Source organism: Promicromonospora umidemergens, from assembly GCF_024171995.1.
In the GTDB taxonomy this organism is placed as follows: Bacteria; Actinomycetota; Actinomycetes; order Actinomycetales; family Cellulomonadaceae; genus Promicromonospora; species Promicromonospora umidemergens.
In genome coordinates this window covers 30347-53776 of the sequence record NZ_JAMTCT010000002.1, presented here as the reverse complement: position 1 = coordinate 53776, position 23430 = coordinate 30347, and the positions used below count along the sequence as shown (strand labels likewise).

Sequence of the window (23430 nt, the reverse complement as noted above, 5' to 3'; positions counted from 1 at the left end):
CGAATGGCTCATGCTGCAGGAGGCCCGAGACGAAGTGATCCCGGCCGATCAGAAAGCATCGGTGATCCTCGCAGTGCTGGGCCTCGGATTTGGCGCTGCGCTGTCCGGCCTGGTCGCCGGAGAGTGGCGCCCCGACACGCTCGCCCCCTGGAGCCAAGCGATGTGGTGGAGTGGACTATCCGCCGGCGCCCTTGCCGTCTACTTCGCCGGATCCGCAGTCTGGCCCCGGTACACGTCGGTCGACGTGAACGACGGTGTGCACTACTGGGGCCACGCCGCGCGATTCACCACGCTCGCGGCGTTGACCGAGACGCTCGACACGCAACAGATCGACCATGTCGCTCGCACAAGGCATCAGCTCTGGCGTCTGTCTCACGTCGTCGCCCGGAAGTTCCGCCGGATCCGCTTCGCCATGGGGTTCGCCGTCGCCGGAGCGATCCTCGCTCTCGCGAGCACGGTCAGCGGCTAGGGACCGGATTCTGGCCCACGGTCAGCGCGCTGACCGGGCTACGCCCCCAGCTTCCCGGCGATCGCCGAGAGTGCCAGCCGGTACGAGTCGAACCCGAACCCCGCGACCGTACCCGTCGCGATACCGGCCACCACCGAGTAGTGCCGGAACGACTCGCGCGTCGCGGGGTTGGACAGGTGCACCTCGACGAGCAGCAGGTCTGCCGTGGTCACCTGGGCAGCCGCGTCGCGCAGCGCGTAGGAGTAGTGCGTGAACGCCGCGGGGTTCAGCACGACGTGGGCACCGGCGTCGACGGCCTCGTGGAGCCAGCCGACGATCTCAGACTCGCCGTCCGTCTGCCGCGCCTCGACCTCCAGACCGAGCTCCGCACCCCACCTCGCGGCGGCGATCTCTAGGTCCGCCATGGAGGCGTGGCCGTAGATCTCGGGCTCGCGGACACCGAGCCGGCCGAGATTGGGTCCGTTGAGCACCAGGACACGGGGCAGTGCAGAAGCCATGGCCGCGAGCCTAGCGGGCGGCGCGCCCCGCCGCCGTCACGCGCCGTCCGGCTCCAGCCCGTCCACCAGCAGCGTCCGTGGGCCCGGGCCGGTCTCTGCGAGCTCGTCGTGCGGGTTGGTCAGCGCACACCGGCGCAGCGAGAGGCATCCGCACCCGATGCAGTCGGTGAGATGGTCGCGCAGCCGCGAGAGCTGCTCGATCCGCGCGTCGAGGTCGTCGTGCCACGCCTGCGAGATGCGGCGCCAGTCCTTGGCGGTCGGCGTGCGGTCGCCGGGGAGGGTGTCGAGCGCCGCGCCGATGTCCGCGAGCGGGATCCCGACGCGCTGCGACACCCGGATGAACGCCACGCGCCGCAGCGTCTCGCGCCGGTAGCGCCGCTGGTTGCCCGACGTGCGCCGGCTGGCTATCAACCCTTTGCGCTCGTAGAAGTGCAGTGCGGACACCGACACCCCGCTCCGCGCGGCGAGGTCGCCGACGGTGAGCTCGTCGCGGTCCCACGGGACGTTGGGGTTGACTGCTTCCACGTGCTGCCTCCAGCGGCTCTCGAGAGCTCCGGCCGTCCGTCGCCGACCGGGACGACCGACCGGAACAGGTCACGGTTGACCTCAACTTTGGTCCAGGTTAAAGGATGACGGCATGGACGCCATCCGACACCACTCCTTCGGCCCACCGAAGGTCCTCACGCTCGAGCGAGTCCCGGACCCCGTTCCCGGCCCGGGCGAGGTGCTCGTCGACGCGGTCGCACACGGGGTGCACCTCCTCGACGCCAGCCTCCGCCGTGGCGAGGCCGGCCCGCCGCTCCCCCTGCCTGCCCTCCCGACGGTCCCCGGCCGCGAGATCGCCGGCACGGTCACCGCCGTCGGCCCCGGGATCGACGCCTCGTGGGTCGGACAGCGCGTGGCAGCCCATCTCGGCCGCGTGCCGGACGGCGGCGGCTATGCCCGGCGGGTCGCCGTAGCCGCCGGGCAGCTGCACGCGATCCCCGACCGCCCCGACGGCACTCCCCTCGAACCGGCCGACGCGATCGCCATGATCGGCACCGGCCGGATGGCGGTCTACACGCTCGACATCGCGGCAGTGACGGCCGCCGACGTCGTCGTGGTGACGGCCGCGGCCGGCGGGCTTGGCACACTTTTTGTGCAGGAGGCGCTGAACGCCGGCGCACGCGTCGTCGCGCTCGCTGGCGGCTCGGCGAAGCTGAGGATCCTCCAGGAGCTGCTGCCGGACGCCCTGCGCGACAGCGGGCCGGACGCGCCCCACGGCGCCCGGTCGGTCGACGTGGCCGACCCGCTCCCTCGCCCCGCCCGTCTCGCGCTCGTCGACTACACCGCCCCCGACTGGATCGACGCCGCACGGAGGGCCCTCGCGGGCTCCCCGGCGACGCTCGTGCTCGACGGCGTGGGCGGAGACCTCGGCACGGCTGCCACCGCGCTGCTGGGCGGACGTGGCAGCACGGCCGGCGAGCCGGCCGACGGCGAGCCGGCCGACGGCACAGGGCCCGGCGGCGTCGGCGACCCAGGCGGCGTCGGCCGCACCGGGTCGGCGCCGGCGCGACTCGTCGCGTACGGCTGGGCGTCCGGTGCGCCCAACCGCTATACGTCGTGGGCCGGAGCGGAGCAGATCGAGTCGGCCGTCGAGGTGCGCTACGCCGTCGGTCCCGATGCTCCCCCGATGCCGGACCAGCGTCCGTATCAGGAACGCGCGCTGGCCCGGGCGGCGTCGGGCCGGTGGCGGGTGGTGACGCACCGCGTGCCGTTCGCCGACGCCGCCCGTGCCCACCGTGAGCTCGAGGAGCGCCGCACCACGGGCAAGGTGGTGCTGGTCTGACCGCGACCTGTCCACCCCTACACCCTGCACGCGACACGCCGGTGATGGCATGCAGCGTGCAGGGGTCGCTGTCGACGGGCCGGCGTGGTCACGGCGCCTGCTCCAGGACGCTGTGGGCGTCGGCGGTCAGTGCCAGCACGGCCCGGTCGAGGACCCACACCGCCGCGAGCGCCGTCCCCGCCGCCGGGGCTCCGGCCTGCCAGAGCGCGTAGCCGACGCCGCCGAAGAGCAGGGCCTCGAGCGCGACGCGGGCCGGCGGTGGGATGGTGACCCGGGCCTTGGGCGAGAGGAACGTGGCCCAGAGCGCGATGACCACGGCGGGGGCGAGGACGGCGAGGGCCGCGCCGGGCCAGCCGCCGTCGGCCAGGGTCCAGCCGGTGTAGGCGGCGGCCGCGATGAGGGCGAGCTCGAGGAGGAAGCGCAGCAGGAGCGCGGTTGTTCTCACGAGCGCAGGGTACGGAGGCCGGCGGGGGTCGTACAGCGGTTTGTGGGGACGGTGCTGCCGGGACGGCGTGCTGGTGTCACGTCTGGTGCCTCGCGTTCGTCGTCGGGGTATGACGCGAGACCATGTCCACGTGGCAGATCCTGAGAGCTCGCCGAGGGGCAGCACCGGGGCCGACGGCGCTCGGCTCGATGGCCCTGCCCTGGACCGGCTGCGTCCTCTGGCGTTCACGGTGGCCTATCGGATGCTCGGCAGCGTGACCGAGGCGGAGGACGTGGTGCAGGAGGCGCTGACGCGGCTCTCCCAGGCGGAGGGTGTGCGTAACCCGGACGCGTTCGTGACCACCGTGACGACGCGGATCGCCATCGATGTGCTGCGTTCGGCCCGGGTGCGGCGGGAATCGTACGTGGGTGAGTGGCTGCCGGAGCCGCTGGTCGGTCCGGTGCAGTCGAGCCTGCCGGTCGCGATGGCGGCCCTGCCGGCGGACGCCGCGGCGCACGCGGAGCTGTCCGACGACCTGTCGACGGCTTTCCTCGTGCTGCTGGAGACCCTCAGCCCGGCGGAGCGTGCGGCGTTCCTGCTGCACGACGTGCTGGGTTTTCCGCACGGTGAGGCGGCGGAGGTCATCGGCACGAGCGAGGTCGCGGCGCGGCAGCTGGCGTCCCGGGCCCGACGGCGGATCAGCCGCGGGCGCGAGACGGCACGCGGGGCCGCCGGCCCTGCCCGTGAGGGATCGGCCCCTGTGGCTTCGGCCTCTGAGGCACCGGCACCGCAGAGAACTGCGCTCAACCGGGCCAGGCGGGCGCGGGCCGACGAGCTGGTGACGAGGTTCCTGGCGGCGTGCGAGGAGGGTGCGGTGGACTCGTTCCTGGAGGTGCTGGCCGAGGACGTCGTGCTCACCGGTGACAGCGGCGGGAACGTGCCGCAGGGCATGTCGATCGCGCGGCCGGTCGCGGGGCGGGTCCCGGTGGCGCGTCTGCTGGCGGGCTTCATGCGTCGTGGGGGGCCGTTCCGCTTCGAGCGTGCCCTGGTCGGCGGCGAGCCGGGCCTGCTCATCATGGCGGACGAGACCATGGGTGGCGGTCTGATCGGCACCTGGGCGTTCGAGGTCTGTGACGGGAAGCTCGCGGCGGTCCGGGGCGTGATCAACCCGGAGAAGCTGCGGCACCTGGGGCCGTTGGCCGACCTCGACCGGATCCAGGCGTGGTTGAGGGGTCCCGGGCGGCGCCGGCGGGCGCGGTAGGGCGGGGCACAGCGGTCAGCCGGCCGCGCCGTCAACGGACTGCGGCCGTCACGCGTCGGCGACCGGCGCGTCTCGCACGAACCACAGGAGCACGAGGCCGACGAGCACGACGGTGACGATCCCGAGGGTGCCCCAGATGGTCGCGCCGGTCGCGACGATAGCGATGGTCCACAGGGTGCTCGACAGCCACGATGTCGCGCGGCCGGTGGTGGCGTAGAGGCCGAAGATCTCGGACTCCTTGCCCGCTGGTGTCACCCGGGCGAGGTAGGACCGGGAGGCTGCCTGCGCGGGGCCGACGCAGGCGGACAGGGTCAGCCCGCCGACCCAGTAGACGATGGGTCCGAGATCGCGCAGGACGACGACGGCGAGCCCGGCGACGACGATGATGCTGAGGGCGCTGAGGATGACCGACCGGGGGCCGAACCGGTCGTCGGCCAGGCCGACGAGGACGGTGCTCACCCCGGCGACCAGGTTGGCGGCGATGCCGAAGATGATCACCTGGTCGGCGGAGAACCCGAAGCTGACGCTGCCGATGATCGCGCCGAACGCGAACACGCCGCTCAGCCCGTCCCGGTACACGGCGCTGGCCGCCAGGAACCAGAAGGTGCGCCGGGAGGTGCGCCACAGGGCCTGGATGTCGCGGAACAGCACGACGTAGCCGGCGAAGAAGCCGACCTTCGGCCGGTCCTTGGTGGGGGGAAGCTCCGGCACGAAGGCGAAGATCGGCCAGGCGAACGCCAGGGCCCAGATCGCGCAGACCACCGCGATGACGCGGAAGGCTAGGCCGTTGTCGGTGGGCATGCCCCACCAGTCGGCACTGTTCGCGACCACCACGAGGACCAGCATGAGGATGCCGCCGACGTAGCCGAGGCCCCAGCCGAGCCCGGACACCTTGCCGACCGTCCTGGGCGTCGCGACCGACACCATCATCGCGTTGTAGTTGACCCCGGCGATCTCGCTGAGCACGCTGCCCAGGCCGATCATGGCGGCGCCGAGCACGAAGTAGGCCGGGTCCGCCTCGACGAACCACAGCGAGAGCATGCACAGCACCATGCCCGCGGTGGCACCTGCGAGCCATGCCTTGCGCCGGCCGGTCGCGTCGGCGCGCTGCCCCAGCACCGGGGCGAGCAGGAAGATGAGCACCCCGGCGAGGGCGTTCCAGAAGCCCAGGCCGCTGGTCAGCTCGGCGAGCCCGCTCTGGTAGGCCTGGCTGCCCTCCCCCAGCGCCGCGACGTCCGGGTCCAGGAACGACTCCGTCGTCAGGTACAGCGCCGTGAACACGAACGTCAGGATCACCGTGTTGAACGGCTGCGTCCCCCAGTCCCACAGCGCCCACGAGAAGATCTGGCGGCGTGGGATCCGCGCGCCGTCCTGCAGCTCCAGGCCTGTCGTCGGCGGCGGCGGGGCGCTCGTCGAGCCGGAGTCCGGCGTGTCAGGTCGGTGGGGGGCGTCGGTCATGGCCGCAGTCTGCCCGCGTCGTGTGAATCGTGGGTGCTGGGCCGGTCACGATCTCATACCGACCCTCCGCGTCCGGGGCCCGTCAGCCGGCGAGGTTGTGCCGCCCGATCTGTCCGGTCTCCGCCACGCCCGCGAGCGCCATCGTGAGGTCGAGCTCTGCCAGGACGTGCTCGGTGACGGCGCGGACGCCGTCGGCTCCGGCGAGGGCGAGGCCGTAGACCCAGGGACGGCCCAGGAGGACGGCGTCGGCGCCGAGGGCGAGTGCGGTGAAGACGTCGGCGCCGGTGCGGATGCCGGAGTCGAACAGGACGGGGACGGGCGGGCCTGCCGGGTCGGCGCCCGAGTGCGCGCGGACGGCGTCGACGACGGGGCCGAGGGTGTCGAGGGACGCGACGGCGTTGTCGACCTGCCGTCCGCCGTGGTTGGAGACGATGATGCCGTCGGCTCCGTGGTCGAGGGCCGCGCGGGCGTCGTCGGGGTGCTGGATGCCCTTGACGAGGACGGGCAGGGTGGTGCGCTCGCGCAGCCAGGCTAGGTCGGCCCAGGTGAGGGTGGAGCGGGAGAAGACGTCGAGGAAGGTCTCGACGGCGGCGCGCGCGTAGGGCTGGGTGAGGTTGCGCAGGGTGGGGCCGGGGTGGTGGGCGGCCATGGACAGCAGGGAGCGGACGGCGGCGATGGTGGGGCGGGCCGACGTCGTTCCCGGCGGTGTCGCTGCGCGGACCCGTTCCTCGACGAGCTTCTGGAACGCGGGGTCGCTCAGGTACTGGGCGATGCCCTCGGCGCGGGCGAACGGCAGGTAGCCGAGGTCGAGGTCCATCGTGCGCCAGCCGAGCACGTGGGTGTCGAGGGTGACGACTATCGCCTCGCAGCCGCTGGCCTCTGCGCGGGTGACGAACGACTCGACCAGGGCGTCGTCGGACGACCAGTAGAGCTGGAACCAGCGCGGGCTGTCGCCGAGCGTCGCGGCGGTGTCCTCCATGGGCGTGGACGCCTGGGAGGAGATGACGACGGGCAGGCCCAGGTCGCGGGCGGCGCGGGCGAGCGCGGGCTCGGCGTTCCGGGGTGCGGCGCCTCGGCCTCCACGGCCGCGCTGGTGCTGCACCGCGAGCTCCAGCGCTCCGACCGGCCCGAACAGGACCGGCGCCGGCAGCTCGCGCCCGAGCAGGGTGGTGGTCAGGGACCGCTGTCCGACGTCGACCATCTGCCGCGGGACGATCCGGTACCGGCCGAACGCCTCCCGGTTCGCCTCCACGGTGCGCTGCGCGCCCGCACCCCCGGCGACGTAGGACCAGGCGGTGCGGCTCATCCGGCGTCTGGCGGCGTCGGCGAGCGCATCAGGACTGGTGGGGACGACCGGCCGGTGGCCGTACACCCCGCTGCGGTAGATCGACGACTGCACTGTCCGGCCGATATTGCGCATGCCGGACATCCTGCCACGCGGGCACCCGCCGGCTCAGGAGGTCCACCTGACCGGCTCGTCGTTCCGCACACCGGCACCGGACCGGGCTACGATCCACTCGTGCCCGTACCGCCCCTGCCCGAGTCGCAGCAGGTCACGCTCCGCTGGCGCACCGACCGCCTGCTCGGCGAGCCGTTCGAGGAGACCCCGCTCGGGCCCGCGACCCTGGTGCGCTACCCGCGCCCGGACGACGCTCCCCCGCCCCGCGCCGCCGTCATCCACGTGCACGGCTACAACGACTACTTCTTCCAGGAGCACCTGGCCCACGCCTTCGCGGCGGCCGGCTACGCGTTCTACGCCGTCGACCTGCGGGCCGCCGGACGGTCGCTGCAGCCCGACCAGATCCCGCACTTCGTGATGGACCTGCGCGAGCAGGCCACCGACATCGCGTCCGCGGCCCGGACGGTGCGCGGGCTGGAGCCGGGGCTGCCGCTCGTCGTGCACGCGCACTCGACGGGCGGGCTCACCGGAGCACTGTGGGCGCACGCCCACCGGAACGCGGCGGGGGCCGACGCCGGGCCCGACGTACTGGTGCTCGACTCACCGTTCCTCGACCTGCGGGCGCCGCACTGGAAGCGCACCTTCGGGACGCGGGTGCTGGACACCGTCGGTCATCTCGCCGCGACCGCCGTCGTCAACGAGGGCCCGTCCCGGTACGCGGAGCACCTGCTCGCCGCCAACGGCGGGCGCTGGGCGTTCGACACCACGCTCAAGCGACCCGAGGGCGTGCCCAGCCGCGTCGGCTGGTTCGTCGCCGTGCGGCGCGGGCAGGCGCGCGTCGCCGCAGGGCTGGACATCGCGTGCCCCGTGCTGCTCGCCCGGTCCGACGCGTCCGGCCCCGACACGCCCGACAACCCGCTGCTCGACGCGCAGGACACCGTGCTGGACGTGCGGCAGATGGCCGCGCTCGTGCCGTGCCTCGGCGACGACGTCACCGAGCTCGTCGTCCCGGGCAGCGTCCACGACCTGACGCTGTCGGCCGACGGACCGCGTGAGGCCTACCTCGACGGCATGTTGGAATGGACGAACAGCCGGGTAGGTACCGCGGTCGGTGCCCGGGACATGACGTAGACCGAGACATGAGGGACAGCCAGTGACCTACTTCGAGGGGCCGTTCCAAGCCCTCGCCCATCGCGGGTTCGCACACGCTTCGGCAGGCACCGAGGGTCTGGAGAACTCGCTGGCAGCGTTCGGCGCCGCCGTCGACCTCGGCTACCGCTACGTCGAGACGGACGCGCACGGCACGTCCGACGGCGTGGCCGTCGCCCTGCACGACGAGTCGCTCGACCGCACCACCGACGGCGCAGGCCTCGTGGCCGAGCTGCCATGGTCGGAGGTCCGCGAGGCGCGCATCGGTGGCATAGAACCGGTACCGCTGCTCGAGGACCTGCTGGCCGGATGGCCGCAGCTGCGCGTCAACATCGACGTCAAGCACGTCTCCGGCGTGGGAGCCGTCGCCCGGGCCATCGAACGGACAGCCTCGTGGGGTCGCGTATGCGTCACGTCCTTCGACCCCGTCCGACGCCGGGGGACGCTCGACCGGCTGTCCCACCCCGTGGCGACGTCGGCCGGCCGCAGCGAGATCAGGGCCTTCCTCGCCGGGGTGCGGCTCCGTGTGCGGCCGCTGGCCCGCCGCGCCCTGCGCGACGTCGACGCGCTGCAGGTGCCGGTGCGCGAGAGGTCCGTCACGGTCGTCGACGCCGCGTCGGTCGAGGCCGCGCACGCCCTCGGCAAGAAGCTGCACGTCTGGACCATCAACGACCCGGACGAGATGGCCCGGCTGATCGACGAGGGCGTGGACGGCCTGATCACCGACCGCGCCGACCTGCTCAAGGACCTCCTGGTCGAGAGGGGCATCTGGGAGTAGCCGCGGACGCCGACCTGGTCAGGTGCTTGCGCGGGTGTCGCGTCCTGTCGAGAATGGGACGGTGAGCAGCCCAGACGGCGAATCCGGCGAGTCGGCGCCGCGCACGCCGCGACGTCGTCGGCGCACCGTGCTGCTCGTCGCCGTATCGGTCGCTGTCGGTCTCGCCTCAGCAGGGGTCGTGTTCGCGGCCACGGCGCACGACACCACGCCGTGGGGCGGAGCCGCACCGTTGCAGCCCTTCGCAACACCGTCCCTGCCGTTGGTGCAGCCGGAGCGTGTCCTTGTCCCGAGACCGGAGAACAGCCTGAGTCCGGAGGAGCTCCTCAACGCCCCGGTTGATGCCGCGACGTCCGACTGGATCACCAACCTCCAGAACGCGGTGCGGGACGACCCGGACTTCGGCTCCGTCGCGATCTCCGAGGACCGCATTACGGTCACGCTCACCTGGTTCGGCGACCCGAGCGCGACGCTGCGGGAGCAGATCGACGCCGCCCCCGCAAAGCTACGGGTCGTCGTCCAGGCCGCCGATTTCCGGCCCGCTGAGCTGCAGGAGCTCGTGCGGGAGTCGATGCAGCCCGGCCTTGTGCCCGGTATCCAGGTCACGACCGGCGGCGCCGAGAACGACGGCTCCGGCCTCCAGCTCGGCATCTCGGAGCTTCCCGCCGGGCAGACCCTCCAGGACGTCGGTCACGACATCGCCACCGCCCTCGACCGCACGGACGTACCGATCACCGTCGAGGTCACGGGACAGGTCATCGCGTTCACCGGCAGCAGTTGACCACAAGCGGTGCCGCCGACACGCGCTCAGCCCAGCGTCAGCGTGACCGGCGTGCCGGGGCCCTTGGCCGGGGGCTCCTTGGACACCTCCGCGTAGGCGGCGGCCAGGAGCGTCGGGTCGGGGCCCTCCAGGCGCACCGGCTTGGCGATGTCGTCCAGCACGACGAACCGCAGCAGGTCGCCGCGCGTCTTCTTGTCCCGGCGCATCGCGGTCAGCAGCTGGTCCCAGCGGTCGCCCCGGTAGTGCACCGGGAGCCCGAGCGAGGACAGCAGCGCGCGGTGCCGGTCCGCGACGTCGTCGGACAGCTTGCCCGCCATGCGGGCCAGCTCCGCCGCGAAGACCATGCCGACGCTCACCGCGGCGCCGTGGCGCCACTGGTAGCGCTCGGCCAGCTCGATCGCGTGGCCGAGCGTGTGCCCGTAGTTGAGGATCTCTCGCAGGCCGGCCTCCTTCAGGTCCTCGCCGACCACCTGGGCCTTGACCCGGACCGACCGCTCGACGAGCTCGGCCACGACGGCCCAGGTCTCGTCGGACGCGTCGGCGCCCGCCCAGTTCCGCAGCTCGTCGACGTGGGCCTCGACCAGGTCCAGGATCACCGGGTCGGCGATGAAGCCGGTCTTGACGACCTCCGCGAGGCCTGCCACCAGGTCCCACTTGTCGAGCGAGCCGAGGGCCGCCAGGTCGCACAGCACACCGGCCGGCGGGTGGAACGCGCCCACGAGGTTCTTGCCCTCGGAGGTGTTGATGCCCGTCTTGCCGCCGACGGCCGCGTCGACCATCGCGAGCAGCGTGGTCGGCACGTGCACCACGCGGATCCCGCGCAGCCAGGTGGCGGCCACGAAACCGGCCAGGTCCGTGGTGGCTCCCCCGCCGACGCCGACGATCGCGTCCGAGCGCGTGAAGTCCAGCTGGCCGAGCAGACCCCACAGGAAGGCCGCGACCTGGGGCGTCTTGGCCTCCTCGGCGTCGGGCACCTCGGCGACGAACGCCTCGTAGCCGCCGGCCTTCAGGTCCTCGGCGATCGTGTCCGCGGTCGCGGACAGCGCGGCCGGGTGGATCACCATGACCTTGCGGGCCGCGCCCACCAGCGACGGCAGCTCACCCAGCAGGTGGCGGCCGATGACGACGTCGTACGGTGCCTCTCCCCGCACGGTGATCCGTGTGGCGGCTCTTTCGGTGCTCACGTGGTGCTCTCCTTGGTGCTCTCGTGCGGGCCGCGCTTGGGGTCCACCAGCTCAGGGACCTCCTGGTCGAGGCCCAGGGCCGCCATGATCTCCGTGGCCACCTGCTCGCCGGGCCGCTCGCTCGACACGATGGTCAGCGTCGCGAGCCGCTCGTAGGTGGGCCGCCGCTGCATCATCAGCTTCTGCCACCGCGCGCGCGGGTTGCCCAGCAGCAGCGGCCGCGCCTGGTTCATGCCGACGCGCTGAGCGGCGATCGCCAGCGGCACGTCCAGGAAGACGACGTGGCCGCCGTCCGCCGCGTACTTCTCGAGCGCGTCCTGGGTGGCGGCGTTCATGATGGCGCCTCCGCCGAGCGACAGCACGCCGTCGTGCTCCGCGAGGGCTGCCAGCACCGCTTCGTGCTCGAGCTCGCGGAACCGGGGCTCGCCGTCGTCCACGAAGATCTCGCTCACGGGCTTGCCTGCGGCCGCCTCGATGTCCGTGTCGGTGTCCCGGACCGTGACGCCGAGGCCCGCCGCGAGGATGCGGCCGACCTTCGACTTGCCGGACCCGGGCGGCCCGATCATGACCGCGACGGGCCCGCTCACCGCAGCAGCTCCGGGATCGCGGCGACGTAGGACTGCACGTTGCGGCGCACCTCGGCCACGGAGTCGCCGCCGAACTTCTCGCACGCGGCCTCGGCCAGCGTGAGCGCGACCATCGCCTCTGCGACGACGGCGGCGGGCGGCACCGCGCACACGTCGGACCGCTGGTGGTGCGCCACGACGGGCTCCCCGGTGGCGACGTCCACGGTCGGCAGGGCCCGGGGCACCGTCGAGATCGGCTTCATCGCGGCGCGCACGCGCACGACCTCGCCGTTCGACATGCCGCCCTCGATGCCGCCGGCGCGGTTGGTCGTGCGGTGGATCCTGCCCGGCCCGGCACCCTGCGCCCCGGCGTCCCGCACGATCTCGTCGTGGGCGGCCGTGCCGCGGCGGCGCGCGGTGCGGAAGCCGTCACCGACCTCGACGCCCTTGATCGCCTGGATGCCCATGAGGGCGGCGGCGAGGCGCGCGTCGAGCCTGCGGTCGCCCTGCACGTAGGTGCCCAGGCCGGAGGGCACGCCGTAGGCCAGGACCTCGACGACCCCACCGAGCGTGTCGCCGTCCTTCTTGGCCAGGTCGATCTCCTCGACCATGAGCTTCGAGGACGCGGCGTCGAGGCAGCGCACCGGGTCGGCGTCGAGCGCCGCGAGGTCGTCGGGGGTCGGCAGCACGGCGTCGTCGGGCGCAGCGGTCTCGCCGATGGCGACCACGTGCGACACCAGGCGGATGCCGAGGGCCTGCTCCAGGAACTGCGCGGCGGCCACGCCGAGCGCGACGCGGGCCGCCGTCTCGCGCGCCGAGGCCCGCTCCAGCACGGGCCGGGCGTCCTCGAAGCCGTACTTGCGCATGCCCACCAGGTCGGCGTGCCCGGGGCGGGGGCGCGTCAGCGGCCGGTTGCGGGCCACCTCGCGCTCGTCACCGGTCCCGGCGTCGACCAGGAGCGCCTCCGGCGGCACCGGGTCCGCCGACATCACGTCGGTCCACTTTGGCCACTCGGTGTTGGCGATCTCGATCGCCAGCGGGCCGCCCTGCGTGATCCCGTGGCGCAGACCACCGAGCACCCGCACCTGGTCCTGCTCGAACTTCATCCGGGCCCCGCGGCCGTAGCCGAGGCGACGGCGCGCGAGCGCGCCTTGGATGTCCGATGTGGTCAGCTCCACCCCAGCGGGCAGACCCTCCATCACCCCCACAAGGGCTGGACCGTGCGACTCACCCGATGTCAACCAACGCAGCATGGCGCGATTGTTTCACGCGTGTCGCGCGGTCGGCGCCCGCTGTCCACAGGACGGCGTCAGACTCCATGGGTATCGGCTGAGCCTGCGGTTTCGCTTCAGGCTCAGCCGAGCGCCGACCGCAGCGCCTCGTCCATCGCAGCGAGCGGCGCCGGACGTCCTGTCATCAGACGCACCTGCTCGGCCGCCTGGTGCAGCAGCATGCGTTCCCCGCCCACGGCGTCGGCCCCGAGGGTGGCCCACGCGGCCTGCAGGGCGGTGGGGCGCGGGTCGTAGACGACGTCGAGCAGCACGCCGCGAGGCTTCTCCCCCGTGCCCGTCGACAGGTCGGTCAGCAGGGGCGCCCAGGCGTCGGCCGCGTACTTCGGCGTCGTGGAGACGACGGCGTCCGCGGTCGCCAGGGCCGACGTCGTCGCGTGCTCGTCGAACACCTCGAACGACGGGCTCACCCCCATCCGCGCCACGGCCTCGCGCAGCGGCCCGATCCGGTCCAGGGACCGGACGAAGACCCGCGGCGAGGCACAGCCGAGCTCCGCGACCGCCGCGAGGGCCGACGCCGCGGTGGCTCCCCCGCCCAGGATCGCGGCGTCCGTCACCCGACGGGCGCCGAGGCCCTCGCGCAGCGCCGCGACGATGCCGTGCACGTCGGTGTTGGTGCCCGTGGTGGTGACCGATCCGCGGACCGTGGAGAACAGCACCGTGTTCACGGCGCCCACCGCCTCCGCGAGAGGCTCCACGTGGTCCAGCAGCCCGATGATCGCGTGCTTGAGGGGCATGGTCAGGCTCAGGCCGGCCCACTCCGGTCCCAGACCCCGCAGGAATCCCGGCAGGGTGTCCTCCGTGACGTCGTGGACGCCGTACTCCCACCCGTCCAGCCCCAGCGCCCGATAGGCCGCCGTGTGCAGGACCGGGGACAGGGAGTGGGCCACGGGGTGGCCGAGCACGGCAGCGCGGCGCAGGGGAACGTTCATACCGAGATCATGCCGTAGGACCACGGGGTGTCAGCGGCAGACGCACAACATGCGGACGTCGTGCAACGACGACGGCCTCCTCCCGTCCTGGGAGGAGGCCGTCGCGTACGTGCCGAGTGCCGATCAGGCACCACGATCGGGCCTAGCCGTTCCAGCCCGGGTTGGCCTCCATCCACGCATGCAGCTCTGCCACGTTCTCGTCATGCTCGGCCTGGGTGTTCGCGAACTTCGTCTCGCCGGTCTCGAGGTTCACCGTGCACCAGAAGAAGACCTCCGGGTCGTCAGCCGGGTTCATCACCGCCTCGATCGAGGCGCGGCTCGGCGACGCGATCGGAGTGGGCGGCAGGCCCTTGTTGCCCCGCACGCTGAGGTTGTACGGGTTGGATCCGTCTGCCAGCTCGGCGCTCGTCAGTCCACCACTGGTCCGGCCCAGGCCGTAGAGCAGCGACGCGTCGATGCCGAGCCATTCGTCCACGGCCAGGCGGTTCTCGATGGCGGCAGCCATGATCGGGCGGTCCTCGGCCATACGGGCCTCGCGCTCGATGAGGGAAGCCTTGATCAGGACGGTCTCACGCTGATCGGCAGGAACCTCGAGGGCGTCCAGAAGACTGGTCGTCTCCGCGATCATCTGCTGGACGACCTCGGCTGCCGGGGTCTGGTCCGGCTTGACCGCGTAGGTGCTCGGGAACAGCCAGCCCTCTGGCTCGCCGTCGGCCTCGGGCGGCAGGAGCGAGGCGATGTCCTCGAACGCCGCGTCGACGTCCGCCTGGGGCCATCCCTGGTCGATCAGGCTCTGCTTGATCTGGTCGACCGTGTAGCCCTCTGGCACGGTGAAACCGCTCCGGTCCACCTCGTTCTGCGCCAGCAGCTCCACGGCGGACGCCGCACTCATCTGGAGCCTCATCTCCCGGGTGCCGGGCTGGATGGCCGCGGCGTCCGGGTTGGCGTTGAAGGCGTGCACGAACGCGGCGGCGCTGGCGACCACGTCCTGCTCCGCGAGCTCCGCACCGATCGTGTAGCCGTTGCCCGAGGGGACCTCGACCGTGACCGGCTCGCCGCCCGTGCCCTCGTAGTCGGCGGCGGCCAGCGGCGTGCGGAGGCCGAAGAGGTAGCCGTCGTTCTTCACGGTCCACGCGCCGAGCGCGCCGAGGACCACCAGGACGGCCACCGCGGCGACGATCAGCGGGCGCCTGGACCGCTTCGAGCGCCTGTTCGGCCGCCTGTCGCGCCGGCTGGTCTGCACGTCCCGATGATCCCCTCGTCCCCCGCGGGAGCCACTGGCGTGCCGCGGTGGCCCCTGATAATTCACTCCGGGCAGGGCCTCGGTCACGCTCGCTCCATCCTCTGCACTGCCTGGATCTCTGGTCGATCCACGCCTGGTCACCGACCGGGCGCACGGCACCGCGATCGCATGTCACGATCACATCACAGCCCGGGTGCCGCGAACGCTACCCCGATCGGTACGTTCCCGGCCAACTCCCGGGATTCACCGCGCCGGACCGTCAGGAGCCCGCCCGACCTGCGAATTCACCCGTTCGCGTCCTGCCAGTCACGCAGCTCCTGGACGTACCGCTGGTGCTCCTCGAAGTCCTCGGCGAACTTCGTCTCGCCGGTGTCGAGGTTGACCGTGACCCAGAACTTCCAGTCGCCGGGCGCCGGGTTCAGGACCGCGTCGATCGCCACCTCACCCGGGTTGGCGATGGGGCCGGGCGGCAGACCCGTGTGCTCGTACGTGTTGTACCGGTTCTTCGCGTCGTTGAGGTCGTCCCGCGTCAGCTCGGTACCGGGCTTGCCCGCACCGTACGCGACCGCCGCGTCGATCTCGAGGAACGTGTCGTCGTCCAGCCGGTTCTCGATGGCCCTCGCGATCTTGGGCTTGTCCTCGGCGTGCAGGCCCTCGCGCTCCACGAGCGACGCCTTGGTCAGCACCGCCTGCCAGCCGGAGGCGGGGACGTCCTTCTTCCCGAGCATGGCCGTGGTGCGGCCGACCATCTGCGACAGCAGGCTCACGGCGGTGTCGTCCGGCTTCAGCACGTACGTGTCGGGGTACAGCCAGCCCTCGACCTCGCCGTCGGCCTGCTTCGGTATCCCGAGCTCGGCCGGATCCTTCAGCGCGGCCCGGAAGTCCTTGGCGGGCAGCCCCGTGACCTGCACGGCACGGTCGACGATCTGCTCGACCGTGTAGCCCTCGGGGAGCGTGAGCCGCAGGTCCACGGTGTCGTTCTTCACGAGCAGCGCGACCGCGTCCTGCGCCGGCATCTCCTCGAGCATGGTGTGGGTGCCCGGCCGGATCAGCACCGAGTCCGGGTTGGCCTCGAACGCCTTCGCGAACGCCGACACGCTCGCGACGACACCGGCCTCGTAGAGCGACTCGCCCATGGCGGTGCCCGTGGCACCCTCAGGGATCTCGACGTCGACCGGGTCGCCGCCTGGGCCTGCGAAGTCCTTGGACTCGAGCGGGTTCGTCAGGCCCGTCAGGGACTCGAGGTTCATCCACACCGCGTAGCCCGACCCGCCGACCAGGACGAGGGCCACCAGGAGCACGACGATGGAGCGCCCGTGCCGGGTACGCCGGCGTCGGCGCTGGGCTCTCCTGCTGGATCTCGGTTGGGGGAACGCGGGGTCTGCCTGGCTACGCGGGGGCGCCGTGAAGAGGTCCGTCACCGGAGACTCACTGTCCTTCGTTGGGGGGCCGCAGGGTCAGTCGTGCGTGTCATGCACCGTCCGCGCCTCGACGAGCTCGCCGGCGCGCTCCCCCTTCGCCCGCTCCGCGTCGAGTGCAGATTGCAGAATGATAACGGCTGCGGCCTGATCAATCACGGACCTGTGCCGTTTGCTTTTCCGGCCCGCCGCGTGGAGCGCCTGATGGGCCGAGACGGTGGTCATCCGCTCGTCCACGAGACGAACCTCCGCGACCTCGCCCGCAGCCGCCAGGGCGACGACCAGGCAGGCCGCGAAGGCCCGTGCGTCCGCCGTCGCGGCGCCCTCCTTGCCGGACAGGTGCCGGGGCAGGCCCACGTAGACGACGACGGCGAAGCGCTCCTGCGCCTCGGCGACGATCCGGGCCACGTCGGCGGTGGTGCCCCGCCCTTTGAGCACCCGCGGCACGGTCTCCACCGGGGTGGCGACCAGGCCGTCGGGGTCGCTGGCGGCCAGCCCGATCCGGGCCATGCCGACGTCGACCCCGAGCCGGGCCCCACGAGGGAGGCCCGGCTCGGTGTCGACAGGCTCGAGCGGCAGAGGCACGGGCGTCAGGCGCCGACGGCGGCCAGGCGGACGCTCTCGGCGATGCCCGCCAGCGCCTCGCCCAGCCTGGCCGGGTCGGTGCCGCCGCCCTGGGCCATGTCCGGCTTGCCGCCGCCACCGCCACCGAGCGTCTGGGCCGCCGTGCGGACCAGGTCGCCGGCCTTGTGGCCCGCTGCGCGCGCGGCGGCGTTGGTCACGATCACCACGACCGGCCGGCCGCCCGACACGCCGCCGGCGGCAGCGACGACCGGCTCGGCCTCGCCGAGGCGCGAGCGCACGTCGAGCACGAGGGCACGCAGGTCGTCCGCCTGAGCCTCCCCGGCGTCGTGCGCCACGACGCGGACGTCGCCCACCCGGGGCGCCTCGGCGGCGAGCTTGCCCGCCGTTGCCAGGAGCTGGCCCTGACGCACCGCTGCCAGCTCCTTCTCGGCCTCCTTGAGCCGGGACACCAGCGAGCCCACGCGGTCGGGAAGCTCCTCCGCCCGCGTGTTGAGCAGACCCGTGAGCTGCCCGACCAGCGCGTGCTCCTTGGCCTGGAAGCCGTAGGCGCCGTCGCCAACGAGGGCGTCGACGCGGCGCACGCCGGAGCCGATGGACGCCTCGCCGAGCAGCGTCACACGGCCGAGCTGACCGGTCTGCTTGACGTGCGTACCGGCGCACAGCTCGCGCGACCAGTCGTCACCGATCGAGACCACGCGCACGACGTCGCCGTACTTCTCGCCGAACAGCGCCATGGCGCCGGCCTCGCGGGCCTGGGCGATCGGCATGAGCTGGTCGGTCACCTCGAGGTTGTCGGCGAGGCGCACGTTCACGCGCTCCTCGATCTCCGACAGTGCCGAGGCCGGCACGGCCGACGGCGAGCGGAAGTCGAACCGGATGCGGCTGGGGGCGTTCTCCGAGCCGGCCTGCGTGCGGTCCTGCCCCACGAGCTCGTGCAGCGCCTTGTGGATCATGTGCGTGGCCGAGTGGGCACGGCTGATGGCCTTGCGCCGCGCCGTGTCGATCTGCGCGGTGCCCGGGTCGCCCAGCGCCACGGTCCCCTCGATCAGGCGGCCGCGGTGCACGCTCAGGCCCTTGATCGGGCGCTGCACGTCGTCGACCTCGATGGTCGCGCCGGCGTCGAGCACGATGGTGCCGTGGTCGGCGAGCTGACCACCGGCCTCGGCGTAGAACGGGGTGCGGTCAAGGATCACCTCGACCTCGGCCGGGGCGGTGAGCGCCGGGGCGGGAACGCCGCCGCTCAGCAGCCCGGTGACGCGCACGGAGGCGTCGGTCTGGGTGTAGCCGAGGAACTCGGGCGGCGCCGTCAGCTCCTTCTGCAGGGCCTCGTAGGCGGCGACGTCGGCCCCGCCGGTGCGCTTGGCGAGGGCATCGGCACGGGCGCGGGAACGCTGCTCCTGCATCAGCGCGCGGAAGGCGTGCTCGTCGACCTGCACGCCCTGCTCCGCGGCCATCTCGAGGGTGAGGTCGATCGGGAAGCCGTAGGTGTCGTGCAGCTGGAAGGCGGCCTCACCCGGCAGCACAAGGCCCCGGTCGCCCGTGCCGCCCTGGTCGGCGGCGCGCCGCTTCAGGTTCGTCACGGCGTTGTCCAGGATCGTCGTGCCGGAGACCAGCGTGCGCCGGAAGGCCTCCTCCTCGGCATAGGCAACGGCGGAGATCTGCTCGAAGTTTTCCGCGAGCTCCGGGTAGGACGGCGCCATGGCATCCTTCGAGACCGGCACGAGCGACGGCAGGGCGAGCCCGTCCACGCCGAGCAGGCGCATCGCGCGCACGGAGCGGCGCAGCAGCCGGCGCAGCACGTAGCCGCGGCCCTCGTTGGACGGGCGGACGCCGTCGCCGATGATCATCAGCGACGAGCGGACGTGGTCGGCGACGACGCGCATGCGCACGTCGTCCTCGCGGTTCTCGCCGTACGTCTTGCCGCTGAGCTTCTCCGCGGCCTCGATGACGGGGAAGACCTCGTCGATCTCGTACATGTTGTCCTTGCCCTGCAGCAGGAAGGCAACACGCTCGAGACCCATGCCGGTGTCGATGTTCTTGTTCTCGAGCTCCCCGAGGATCCGGAACTCTTCCTTGGACTTCACATCGTCGATCTCGTACTGCATGAACACGAGGTTCCAGATCTCGACGAAGCGGTCACCGCCCTCGTCGATCAGCGGCCCGCCGTCCGGGCCGTAGGCGGCGCCGCGGTCGTAGAAGATCTCCGAGCACGGGCCGGCCGGGCCGGGCTGGCCGGTGGACCAGTAGTTGTCCTTCTTGCCGAGCCCCTGGATGCGCTCGTCGGGCAGGCCGACGATGTCCTTCCAGAGCTGCCGGGCCTCGTCGTCCTCGTGGTAGACGGTGACCCACAGCCGGTCCGGGTCGATGCCGAGCCTGCCGTCGTCCAGCGAGCCGGTCAGGAAGTCCCATGCCATGCGGATCGCGTCGGCCTTGAAGTAGTCGCCGAACGAGAAGTTGCCGTTCATCTGGAAGAACGTGCCGTGGCGCGTCGTCTTGCCTACGTCCTCGATGTCGAGCGTGCGCACGCACTTCTGCACGCTCGTGGCGCGCTTCCACGGCGGCGTCTGCTGCGCCGTCATGTACGGGATGAAGGGCACCATGCCCGCGATGGTGAACAGCGTCGACGGGTCAGGGGAGATCAGCGACGCAGACGGCACCACCGCGTGACCCTGAGCTTCGAAGTAGTCGAGCCAACGCTTGCGGATCTCGGCGGTGCGCATGAGGTCAGTGGTCCTTCTTCTCGGTCGTACGGGAACGGGGCGCGCGAGAGACGGTGCGTAAGGCTCCTTACGCAGCTCGCGCGGGTCCTATTCTGCCGCCGGTAGCGGGGCAGACGGAAACTGAATGATCGGAAGCCGGACGATCCGGCTGGACGACGAAGCGGTGACGCTACCGCTCGTGCCGCGGGAGCTCGCCCCTCAGGGACGCCATGAGCTGGGCCTCGCGCTCGGCACGGGCCGAGGTGAAGTCCGACCGGAACGAGAGCGCCATCCGGTTCAGCCGCACGCCTGCGTCGTCCACGGCCGCCGCGGCGCGCTCGCTCACCGCTTCCGGCGTGTAGCGCGCGACGACCTGGCGGCCCTTGCGGATGACGACGACCGTGGCCGCCACCCCGACGCCCACCCAGAACAGCCGGCGGATCATGCGCCGGTCCCGGTGGCGCCGGCGCTCGGCCCGGTGTGCTTGCCGGCCCGGCCCTTGGCCTGGCCGAAGGCCTGTCGCACGCCGTAGGAGAAGGCGGCGACCTTGACGAGGGGCTTGCCGAGCGTCGCGGCGTACAGGCCCGTCAGCGCGGACACGTTCTCGCTGACCGACGCCGCAGACGTGGTGATCGTGTCGACCTTGACGAGCTGCGTGTTCGCGGACGCGACGGTGCTCGCGGCCTCGTCCAGGATCGGCACCGAGTGCTCGGTGACGTCACGGACGCTCGATCGCGCCTCGTCGAGGAGCTTGCCCAGCTTCCACAGGGGAACGGCGAGAAAGCCCACCAGGAGCACGAACGCGATCGCCGCGATCAGTCCCGCCACGTCTCCGAGGTCGCCGAAGGTCATGCGCAAGCTCCTACCTGAAGGTCCGCTGGAGGTCAGCTGGTGTCCGGCCTGGTCTGTCTGCACGGAACCGTTCGTCACCCTATCCCGGACGCCCCCGCCGGCGCCGCCCCGACACCAGCGCGCCGCGAGAACGCGGTGATGTCCCTGCGGGGCCCGTGTCCGCGCACAAGCCCGTTCTCGCCGGGCCGCACTCGGCACAGCAGGACGCCCCGCCCGCGCCGAAGCGCGGACGGGGCGTCCTGGACTGCTGAGCGATGCGGATCAGCGAGCGTAGAACTCGACGACCATCTGCACGTCGCAGGTCACGGGGACCTCGGCGCGCTTCGGCGCACGGGTCAGCGTGGCCGTCAGCTTCTCGATCTGGACCTCGACGTAGCCGGGCACGGCGGGCAGCACGTCGCGGTGCGCACCGGCGGCTGCGACCTGGAACGGCACGGTGGCCTGGCTCTTCGCCTTGACCTGGATGGTCTGGCCCGGCTTCACGCGGAACGACGGGCGGTCCACGATCTTGCCGTCCACGAGGATATGGCGGTGCGTCACGTGCTGACGCGCCTGCAGGATGGTGCGGCCGAAACCGGCGCGCAGCACCACGGAGTCGAGACGCGTCTCGAGGTCCTCGACCATGACCTCACCGGTCAGGCCGGCCTGCTTGCGGGCGTTCTCGTACACCTTGAGCAGCTGCTTCTCGCGAAGCATGTACTGCGCGCGCAGACGCTGCTTCTCGCGCAGACGCACCGCGTAGTCCGACTCGGTGCGCTTGCGGGCACGGCCGTGCTCACCGGGCGGGTAGGGGCGCTTCTCGAAGTGCTTGACGGCCTTGGGCGTGAGCGCGAGGCCCAGCTTGCGGCTCAGGCGCACCTGACGGCGCGCACGGGTCACAGAAGTCACTGTGAGGTCCTGTCCTGTAGTAAGTGAAGGTCACACCCGGACACGGCTCTCCCGCAGAGGGAGACCACACCGGGTGCGGGACCAGCCGATGGAGCGCGGCGATCAGATCAGTGATCGGACCACCACGTTCGCGGGGCCGAGGTCCCAGGGGCTGCCATGGGCAACCTGAACATCCTAGCGCACGTCAGCGCTCCGGCCCGCCGTGGGGCTCGTCACCGCCGGCCGTCCTCGCTGCCGAGAATCCCCCGGATGCGCTCGAGTCGCTCCGAGACCTGCCGCTCGTAGCCGCGGTCGCTGGGGTCGTAGTAGCGCGACCCCGCCAGCACGTCCGGCAGGTACTGCTGCGGCGCGACGCCGTTCGGCCAGTCGTGCGCGTAGCGGTAGCCGTCGCCGTGCCCCATCTCCTTCGCTCCCGCGTAGTGCGCGTCGCGCAGGTGCGGCGGCACCGTGCCGACCCGGCCTGCGCGCACGTCCGCGAGCGCCGCGTCCACCCCGAGGTAGGCGGCGTTCGACTTGGGTGCGGTGGCCAGGTGCACGACGGCCTCTGCCAGCACGATGCGTCCCTCTGGCATGCCGATGAGCTGTACCGCCTGTGCGGCGGCGACGGCGGTCTGGAGGGCCGAGGGGTCGGCCATGCCGACGTCCTCTGCCGCGGAGATGACGAGGCGCCGGGCGATGAACCGGGGGTCCTCGCCGGCGGCCACCATGCGGGCGAGGTAGTGCAGCGCGGCGTCGACGTCGGAGCCGCGGATGGACTTGATGAACGCGGAGATGACGTCGTAGTGCTGGTCGCCGTCGCGGTCGTAGCGGACGGCGGCGACGTCGACGGCGCGCTCGACGTCGGCCAGGCCGATGCGTGGCACGGCGTCGGTGTCCTCGCCGGTCGAGCTTGACGGGGCCTCGTCCGACAGGACTGCGCCCGCAGCGGCCTCCAGGATGGTGAGCGCCTTGCGGGCGTCGCCGCCGGCCAGCCGCAGGAGGTGCTCGGTCGCGTCGTCGGCGAGCTCGACCGCTCCGCCGAGGCCGCGGTCGTCGGCCACCGCGCGCAGGACGAGCTCGCGGACGTGCTCGGTCTCCAGCGGGCGGAGGGTGAGCAGCAGCGAGCGGGACAGGAGCGGGGAGTTCACGGAGAAGCTGGGGTTCTCGGTGGTGGCGGCCACGAGGGTGACCCAGCGGTTCTCGACGCTGGGCAGGAGCGCGTCCTGCTGGGACTTGGAGAAGCGGTGGACCTCGTCAACGAACAGGACTGTCTCGTCACCGCCGGTGGCGAGCCTGCGTCGGGCGTCTTCGACCACCTGGCGCACGTCCTTGACGCCGGCGGTGACGGCGCTCAGCTCCACGAAGCGGCGCCCGGACAGGGTGGCGACGAGATAGGCGAGCGTGGTCTTTCCGGTGCCCGGCGGGCCCCAGAGGATGACCGACGACGGTGCTGCGCGCCCGCCGGCTCCTGGTTCGATGAGCCGGCGCAGCGGCGACCCGGGGACCAGCAGGTGCTTCTGTCCGGCGATCTCGTCGATCGTCGCCGGGCGCATGCGCACGGCGAGGGGGGACGACGCCCGCGCGGCCGGGGTACCAGCCGTGTCGGTCGTCGCGGCATCGAAGAGGTCCACCATGCCCCCAGCCTACGGACGCTCACCGACATGCCCGGCCACGCGGGGCGCTGATGCCGGTCAGGGGCACTCCTCGGGGGCGCTCTCCCGCTCGGCGCGCGCGAGGACGGGCACGGTGAGATG

At 72.3% G+C, this 23430-nt stretch carries 23 protein-coding genes; 6 read left to right on the top strand and 17 right to left on the bottom strand.

All coding sequences use genetic code 11. The features are described 5' to 3' along the window. The first annotated feature begins 10 nt into the window (after window positions 1–10). On the top strand, window positions 11–469 hold the full coding sequence (locus APR04_RS03755; RefSeq protein ID WP_301312085.1) for a Pycsar system effector family protein: 459 nt from the start codon (window positions 11–13) through the stop codon (window positions 467–469). Window positions 470–507: 38 nt separating this feature from the next. On the opposite strand, the gene APR04_RS03750 is transcribed toward APR04_RS03755, so the two are convergent. After that, the gene (locus APR04_RS03750; protein ID WP_308292319.1) at window positions 508–966 is read right to left on the bottom strand and encodes a type II 3-dehydroquinate dehydratase; all 459 of its coding nucleotides are present in this window, start codon (window positions 964–966) and stop codon (window positions 508–510) included. 36 nt (window positions 967–1002) lie between these two features. Then, window positions 1003–1491 (bottom strand): redox-sensitive transcriptional activator SoxR, encoded by a 489-nt coding sequence (soxR, locus tag APR04_RS03745; RefSeq protein WP_253868063.1) that lies wholly within the window; start codon window positions 1489–1491, stop codon window positions 1003–1005. A gap of 112 nt (window positions 1492–1603) precedes the next feature. Here soxR and APR04_RS03740 point away from each other — a divergent pair, with 112 nt between their 5' ends. After that, window positions 1604–2794 (top strand): alcohol dehydrogenase catalytic domain-containing protein, encoded by a 1191-nt coding sequence (locus tag APR04_RS03740; RefSeq protein WP_253868062.1) that lies wholly within the window; start codon window positions 1604–1606, stop codon window positions 2792–2794. 88 nt (window positions 2795–2882) lie between these two features. On the opposite strand, the gene APR04_RS03735 is transcribed toward APR04_RS03740, so the two are convergent. Beyond that, window positions 2883–3239 (bottom strand): YrdB family protein, encoded by a 357-nt coding sequence (locus APR04_RS03735; RefSeq protein ID WP_253868061.1) that lies wholly within the window; start codon window positions 3237–3239, stop codon window positions 2883–2885. 130 nt (window positions 3240–3369) lie between these two features. Here APR04_RS03735 and APR04_RS03730 point away from each other — a divergent pair, with 130 nt between their 5' ends. Further along, window positions 3370–4479 (top strand): sigma-70 family RNA polymerase sigma factor, encoded by a 1110-nt coding sequence (locus tag APR04_RS03730; RefSeq protein ID WP_253868060.1) that lies wholly within the window; start codon window positions 3370–3372, stop codon window positions 4477–4479. Window positions 4480–4527: 48 nt separating this feature from the next. On the opposite strand, the gene APR04_RS03725 is transcribed toward APR04_RS03730, so the two are convergent. After that, window positions 4528–5937, bottom strand: coding sequence for an MFS transporter (locus tag APR04_RS03725; protein ID WP_253868059.1), 1410 nt, complete (start codon window positions 5935–5937; stop codon window positions 4528–4530). 82 nt (window positions 5938–6019) lie between these two features. Next, window positions 6020–7357 (bottom strand): alpha-hydroxy-acid oxidizing protein, encoded by a 1338-nt coding sequence (locus APR04_RS03720; protein ID WP_253868058.1) that lies wholly within the window; start codon window positions 7355–7357, stop codon window positions 6020–6022. Between the two features lie 99 nt (window positions 7358–7456). Here APR04_RS03720 and APR04_RS03715 point away from each other — a divergent pair, with 99 nt between their 5' ends. The 3 genes from APR04_RS03715 (at window position 7457) to APR04_RS03705 (ending at window position 10041) form a co-directional block, all read left to right on the top strand. Then, window positions 7457–8467 (top strand): alpha/beta hydrolase, encoded by a 1011-nt coding sequence (locus tag APR04_RS03715; protein WP_253868057.1) that lies wholly within the window; start codon window positions 7457–7459, stop codon window positions 8465–8467. A gap of 22 nt (window positions 8468–8489) precedes the next feature. After that, window positions 8490–9263 (top strand): glycerophosphodiester phosphodiesterase family protein, encoded by a 774-nt coding sequence (locus tag APR04_RS03710; RefSeq protein WP_253868056.1) that lies wholly within the window; start codon window positions 8490–8492, stop codon window positions 9261–9263. A gap of 61 nt (window positions 9264–9324) precedes the next feature. Next, window positions 9325–10041 carry a hypothetical protein gene (locus APR04_RS03705; RefSeq protein ID WP_253868055.1) on the top strand — a complete coding sequence of 239 codons (717 nt, stop codon included), beginning with the start codon at window positions 9325–9327 and terminating at the stop codon, window positions 10039–10041. A gap of 26 nt (window positions 10042–10067) precedes the next feature. On the opposite strand, the gene aroB is transcribed toward APR04_RS03705, so the two are convergent. The 12 genes from aroB to APR04_RS03645 all read right to left on the bottom strand — a co-directional run bounded on the left by aroB (window position 10068) and on the right by APR04_RS03645 (window position 23307). After that, a complete protein-coding gene (aroB, locus tag APR04_RS03700; RefSeq protein ID WP_253868054.1) occupies window positions 10068–11225 on the bottom strand; it encodes a 3-dehydroquinate synthase in 1158 nt (385 codons plus the stop codon). Further along, window positions 11222–11791, bottom strand: a complete 570-nt coding sequence (locus APR04_RS03695; RefSeq protein ID WP_253868491.1) for a shikimate kinase — start codon at window positions 11789–11791, stop codon at window positions 11222–11224. The genes aroB and APR04_RS03695 overlap by 4 nt, the downstream gene beginning before the upstream one ends. A gap of 17 nt (window positions 11792–11808) precedes the next feature. Further along, entirely contained in the window at window positions 11809–13044 is a 1236-nt protein-coding gene (gene aroC, locus APR04_RS03690) for a chorismate synthase (protein WP_253868053.1), read from the bottom strand. A 101-nt stretch (window positions 13045–13145) separates the two neighbouring features. Beyond that, window positions 13146–14012: a shikimate dehydrogenase gene (locus APR04_RS03685; protein ID WP_253868052.1), complete on the bottom strand. Its 867-nt coding sequence runs from the start codon at window positions 14010–14012 to the stop codon at window positions 13146–13148. A gap of 142 nt (window positions 14013–14154) precedes the next feature. Then, window positions 14155–15255 carry an endolytic transglycosylase MltG gene (mltG, locus tag APR04_RS03680; RefSeq protein ID WP_253868051.1) on the bottom strand — a complete coding sequence of 367 codons (1101 nt, stop codon included), beginning with the start codon at window positions 15253–15255 and terminating at the stop codon, window positions 14155–14157. 284 nt (window positions 15256–15539) lie between these two features. Next, the gene (mltG, locus tag APR04_RS03675; protein WP_253868050.1) at window positions 15540–16676 is read right to left on the bottom strand and encodes an endolytic transglycosylase MltG; all 1137 of its coding nucleotides are present in this window, start codon (window positions 16674–16676) and stop codon (window positions 15540–15542) included. A 36-nt stretch (window positions 16677–16712) separates the two neighbouring features. After that, window positions 16713–17258 carry a Holliday junction resolvase RuvX gene (ruvX, locus tag APR04_RS03670; protein ID WP_308292318.1) on the bottom strand — a complete coding sequence of 182 codons (546 nt, stop codon included), beginning with the start codon at window positions 17256–17258 and terminating at the stop codon, window positions 16713–16715. Between the two features lie 5 nt (window positions 17259–17263). Continuing rightward, window positions 17264–19978 carry an alanine--tRNA ligase gene (gene alaS / locus APR04_RS03665; RefSeq protein WP_253868049.1) on the bottom strand — a complete coding sequence of 905 codons (2715 nt, stop codon included), beginning with the start codon at window positions 19976–19978 and terminating at the stop codon, window positions 17264–17266. Window positions 19979–20147: 169 nt separating this feature from the next. Further along, the gene (locus APR04_RS03660; RefSeq protein WP_253868048.1) at window positions 20148–20402 is read right to left on the bottom strand and encodes a hypothetical protein; all 255 of its coding nucleotides are present in this window, start codon (window positions 20400–20402) and stop codon (window positions 20148–20150) included. Beyond that, window positions 20399–20809, bottom strand: a complete 411-nt coding sequence (locus APR04_RS03655; RefSeq protein ID WP_253868047.1) for a DUF948 domain-containing protein — start codon at window positions 20807–20809, stop codon at window positions 20399–20401. The genes APR04_RS03660 and APR04_RS03655 overlap by 4 nt, the downstream gene beginning before the upstream one ends. A 261-nt stretch (window positions 20810–21070) precedes the next feature. Then, complete coding sequence (gene rpsD / locus APR04_RS03650; protein WP_253868046.1) at window positions 21071–21697, bottom strand: 30S ribosomal protein S4; 627 nt, start codon at window positions 21695–21697, stop codon at window positions 21071–21073. A 212-nt stretch (window positions 21698–21909) separates the two neighbouring features. Further along, window positions 21910–23307: a replication-associated recombination protein A gene (locus APR04_RS03645; protein WP_253868489.1), complete on the bottom strand. Its 1398-nt coding sequence runs from the start codon at window positions 23305–23307 to the stop codon at window positions 21910–21912. Window positions 23308–23430: the final 123 nt, after the last annotated feature.